This window comes from Amycolatopsis rhizosphaerae (assembly GCF_007713715.1).
GTDB classification, from domain to species: Bacteria; Actinomycetota; Actinomycetes; order Mycobacteriales; family Pseudonocardiaceae; genus Amycolatopsis_E; species Amycolatopsis_E rhizosphaerae.
In genome coordinates this window covers 1-4007 of the sequence record NZ_VJWX01000592.1, presented here as the reverse complement: position 1 = coordinate 4007, position 4007 = coordinate 1, and the positions used below count along the sequence as shown (strand labels likewise).

At 70.2% G+C, this 4007-nt stretch carries 5 protein-coding genes and 1 pseudogene; 5 read left to right on the top strand and 1 reads right to left on the bottom strand.

All coding sequences use genetic code 11. The features are described from left to right. The 3 genes from FNH05_RS33795 to FNH05_RS33785 form a co-directional block, all read left to right on the top strand. Window positions 1-421: transglycosylase SLT domain-containing protein (locus tag FNH05_RS33795; protein ID WP_186382873.1), on the top strand; the 421-nt coding region annotated here is incomplete at its 5' end. A gap of 88 nt (window positions 422-509) precedes the next feature. Further along, complete coding sequence (locus tag FNH05_RS33790) at window positions 510-1709, top strand: pyridoxal phosphate-dependent aminotransferase (RefSeq protein WP_144592918.1); 1200 nt, start codon at window positions 510-512, stop codon at window positions 1707-1709. A 91-nt stretch (window positions 1710-1800) separates the two neighbouring features. Next, window positions 1801-1983, top strand: coding sequence for a hypothetical protein (locus FNH05_RS33785; RefSeq protein WP_144592917.1), 183 nt, complete (start codon window positions 1801-1803; stop codon window positions 1981-1983). Window positions 1984-2099: 116 nt separating this feature from the next. Here FNH05_RS33785 and FNH05_RS33780 read toward each other — a convergent pair whose 3' ends face one another. Then, window positions 2100-3134 (bottom strand): threonine aldolase family protein, encoded by a 1035-nt coding sequence (locus FNH05_RS33780; RefSeq protein ID WP_144592916.1) that lies wholly within the window; start codon window positions 3132-3134, stop codon window positions 2100-2102. Window positions 3135-3262: 128 nt separating this feature from the next. Here FNH05_RS33780 and FNH05_RS33775 point away from each other — a divergent pair, with 128 nt between their 5' ends. Both FNH05_RS33775 and FNH05_RS33770 read left to right on the top strand, forming a co-directional pair. Continuing rightward, entirely contained in the window at window positions 3263-3769 is a 507-nt protein-coding gene (locus FNH05_RS33775; protein ID WP_144592915.1) for a SigE family RNA polymerase sigma factor, read from the top strand. After that, a pseudogene (locus FNH05_RS33770) lies at window positions 3762-4007 on the top strand (hypothetical protein); the annotation flags it as partial. The gene FNH05_RS33775 and the pseudogene FNH05_RS33770, both read left to right, overlap by 8 nt.

Below are 4007 nucleotides of genomic sequence, written 5' to 3'. Positions count from 1 at the left end.
TGGCGACGGCGGCGGTGGCGGCGGGATGGGCCCGAGCGGTGGCCCGCCCAGCACGCAGCCGCCGGGGAACGTGCGGCAGTGGATCGAGGAAGCCATCAAGGAGATGCAGGCGCAGGGCATCCCGGTGACCGACGCCGACATCAACAGGATCTGGACGATCATCGAGAAGGAGTCGGGCGGCAACCCGAACGCGATCAACCTCTGGGACAGCAACGCGAAGGCGGGTCACCCGTCCAAGGGCCTGATGCAGTGCATCGACTCGACGTTCAACTCCTACAAGCTGCCCGGGCACGACAACATCTACAACCCGGTCGACAACATCATCGCCGGGGTGCGCTACACGCTCAGCCGTTACGGCAGCTTCGCCAACCACCCCGGCCTGAAGTCCATGGCCCATGGCGGCGGCTACGTTGGTTACTGACGACCCGCAGGTCAGGTAACGCAGTGTGGTCGGTCTTACCCCCCGAATGGGGGCGGTAAGGGGACACGTCAGCCTTAACCTGGAAGTCATGGTCGACACAGCGGCGTTCCCCGGTCCGGCAAGGCGCGCGGAGGTCGCGCCGTTCCACGTGATGGAGGTGCTGTCCGCGGCCCAGGCCCGGCAGCGCACCCACGGCGACGTGATCTCGCTGGCCGCGGGCCAGCCGACGGCGGGGGCGCCGCGGCCGGTGTTGGAGGCCGCGGAACGGGCCCTGCGCGAGCAGAACCTCGGCTACACCGTGCAGCTGGGCATTCCCGAACTTCGGGAGGCGATCGCCGGTCACTACGACCACCGTTACGGACTCGACGTCAGCCCGGACGATGTCATCGTGACCACCGGTTCCTCCGGTGGCTTCCTGCTGGCCTTCCTGTCCTCCTTCGACGCCGGCGCCCGGGTCGCGATGGCCCGCCCCGGCTACCCGGCCTACCGGAACCTGCTGACCGCGCTGGGCTGCGAGGTCGTCGAGTTCGCCACGGACGAAAGCACCCGCTTCCAGCCGACCGTCGAACTGCTGGAAAGCCTCGGGCCGATCGCCGGCCTGATCGTGGCCAGCCCGACGAACCCGGCGGGCACCGTGCTGCCGCCCGGCGAGCTGGCCGCGATCGCGAGCTGGTGCTCGTCCCACGGCGTGCAGCTGATCAGCGACGAGATCTACCACGGCATCTCCTACGGCACCGAGCTCGGCTGCGCCTGGCAGAGTTCACCGGAGTCGGTGGTGCTCGGCTCGTTCTCCAAGTACTTCGCCATGACCGGCTGGCGCCTGGGCTGGATGCTGGTGCCGCGGCGGCTGAACCGCGCGGTGGACGTGCTGACCGGCAACCTGAACATCTGCGCCCCGGCGCTCGCCCAGCACGCCGCGGTCGCCGCCTTCCGGCCCGAGTCCTACGCCGAGCTCGACGGGCACGTCGCGCACTACCGGTCGAACCGGGACCTGATCCTCGACGGGCTCCGCGGGATCGGCCTCGACCACATCGCCCCGGTGGACGGCGCCTTCTACGCGTACGTTGACGTTTCCGCGCACACCACCGACAGCCTGAGCTGGTGCCAGCGCCTGCTCGCCGAAACCGGGGTCGCGATCACCCCCGGCATCGACTTCGACCCGGTCGACGGCGGCAAGTTCGTGCGGTTCTCCTTCGCCGGTGACGGCGGCGAGATCGAAGAGGCGATCGGGCGGCTCGGCCGCTGGCTGGAGCGGGGACGGTCCGGGGGAACCCCGGCTTTTCCCTGATCGTTGGCCATAACGCGAGCCTCACGGGCCCGGAAGTGGGAGCCTCGTGCACAGCGGGCCGAACGGCCCGCGAGGTAACCGGAGGGATGCCATGTTCTGGAAGATCGTCGGGGCACTCGTCGTCGCCTGGATCGCGATCATGGTGATCGGATCGGTGGTCGGCTTCCTGCTCAAGGCCGTCGTGTGGATCGCCATCATCGGCGGCGCCGTCTTCCTCGGTACCGCCGCCTACGGCGCCATCAAGGGGAAGAGCTCGCCCAAGCGCCTGCCCTGATCGCCCTATCACCTGTTGGAAGTGGTTTGGGTGGCGGTGTGGGTGGCGGTGCAAGCTGACAGCCCACAGCAAGCGGCTCCGCCGCTTGGGAAACACCGCCTGGTCACCGCGCCGCCTCAGGGGTGACCTCCTGCCTTGATCCGGCGCAGCGCGTCTTCGATGTCGGCCATGGTGAGGTCGCGATGGGCGATGAAGCGCACCCGGCCGCCCAGTGGCAGTGCCAGCACGCCCTGAGCCCACAGCGACTTCAGCGTCACCTCGAGATCGGCCACGCGAACCAGCACGATGTTGGTTTCGGGCGTGTTGACGTCCCAGCCGATATCGGCGAGCCCTGCGGCCAGCCGCCGGGCCTTCTCGTGGTCCTCCTCGAGATCGCCGATGCGGTCCAGTGCGACCAGGCAGGCGGCGGCGAGCACGCCGCCCTGGCGGACCCCGCCGCCCAGCATCTGCCGCATGCGGCGGGCCCGTTCGACGAAGGTGACGCTGCCGGCGACCACCGAGCCGACGGGGGCGCCGAGTCCCTTGCTGAAACAGGCCGAGACGGTGTCCACGCCGACGGTCAGCGCCGCGGGCGGCAGGCCGAGCGCGGCGGCGGCATGCCAGATGCGCGCACCGTCGAGGTGGACCCGCAGGCCGGCCTGCCGTGCGGTGGCGAGCAACTGCGCGTGCTCGTGCGGCGGGATGATGGCGCCGCCCGCCGCGTTGTGCGTGTTCTCCAGGCACAGCAGGGTGGTGCGGAGGCTGAAGTAGGTGTCGATCCTGGGGCCGATCGCGGCGGCGAGGGACTCCGGAGTGGGACGGCCGGGGCCCGCGTCGTGCTCCAGCGCCTCCGGCATGCCGCCGGCCAGCCAGGCCGCCGAGCCGAGCTCGTTGGTGAGCACGTGCGCCCCCTTCGGGGCGAGGAACCGGTCGCCTCGCTGCAGGTGCACGCTCAGCGCGATCAGGTTGGCCATCGTGCCGCTCGGCGTCCACAGCGCGGCAGGCATGCCCAGCACCGCGGCCGCCCGCTCCTCGAGGGCCTTGATCGTCGGGTCGACGTCGATCACGTTGTCCCCGACCTCGGCGGCGGCCATCGCCTCGCGCATCGCCTCGTCGGGACGGGTGACGGTGTCCGAGCGAAAATCGATCGGGTTGGCACCAGTTGAGGTCACGGTGAGATCACATCACACCAAATAGTTGATCTACAAGGTACGGCTTCACCGTTTCCGTACCCGGACGACTACGGTGCAACCCGCGAAGGCAGTCCTTCCGTCTTGGATCGGGAGCGTCCGGGAGGCCGGTGAACGAGCGCGAGGAACAGGAGTTCGCGGAGTACTTCGCCACCAGGCGGGACTCCGCGCGCCGAACCGCGTACCTGCTCTGCGGCGACTGGCATCGCGCGGACGATCTCGCGCAGACGGCGTTCGTCGCGCTGCACCGGCGCTGGAGGAAGATCCGCGACCGGGCGGCCACGGACGCCTACCTGCGAAGAACGCTGATCCGGGCCTCGATCGACGAATCACGCCGTCCATGGCGGCGGGAACAGCAGGTCGAGCAGGTGCCGGAGCCCGAGCCCAGCCCGTCGCTCGACGAGCGGGTGGCCGCACGGGCCGACCTGATGACCGGGTTGCGGGCGGTGCCGCCGAAGCAGCGTGCCGTGCTCGTGCTGCGCTACTTCGAGGGGCTCGACGTGGCCAGGGTCGCGAAGGTGCTCGGCTGCAGCGAAGGGAACGTGAAGAGCCAGACGGCCCGCGGGCTGGCGAACCTGCGCGCGGCGCTGGGCGAGGAGGTGGAAACCCATGGATGAGCGGGAACTCGAAACGCTCTTCCGGGCCGCCCCGGGTGAACCGCCTGCCCCCGGGTTCACCCTTGAAGACGTAACCCGCGTTTCCGCGCGGACCTCCGCCCGGCACCGCACCCGCCTGTGGATCGCCACCGCCTGCGTGATCGCGGTGGCCGGAAGCGGTGGGCTGGCGGCGGTGTACCTGCGCCCCGGATCGGGGGCATCCGACGGGCAACCCGTGGCCGCGCCCGCGCGTCCTCAC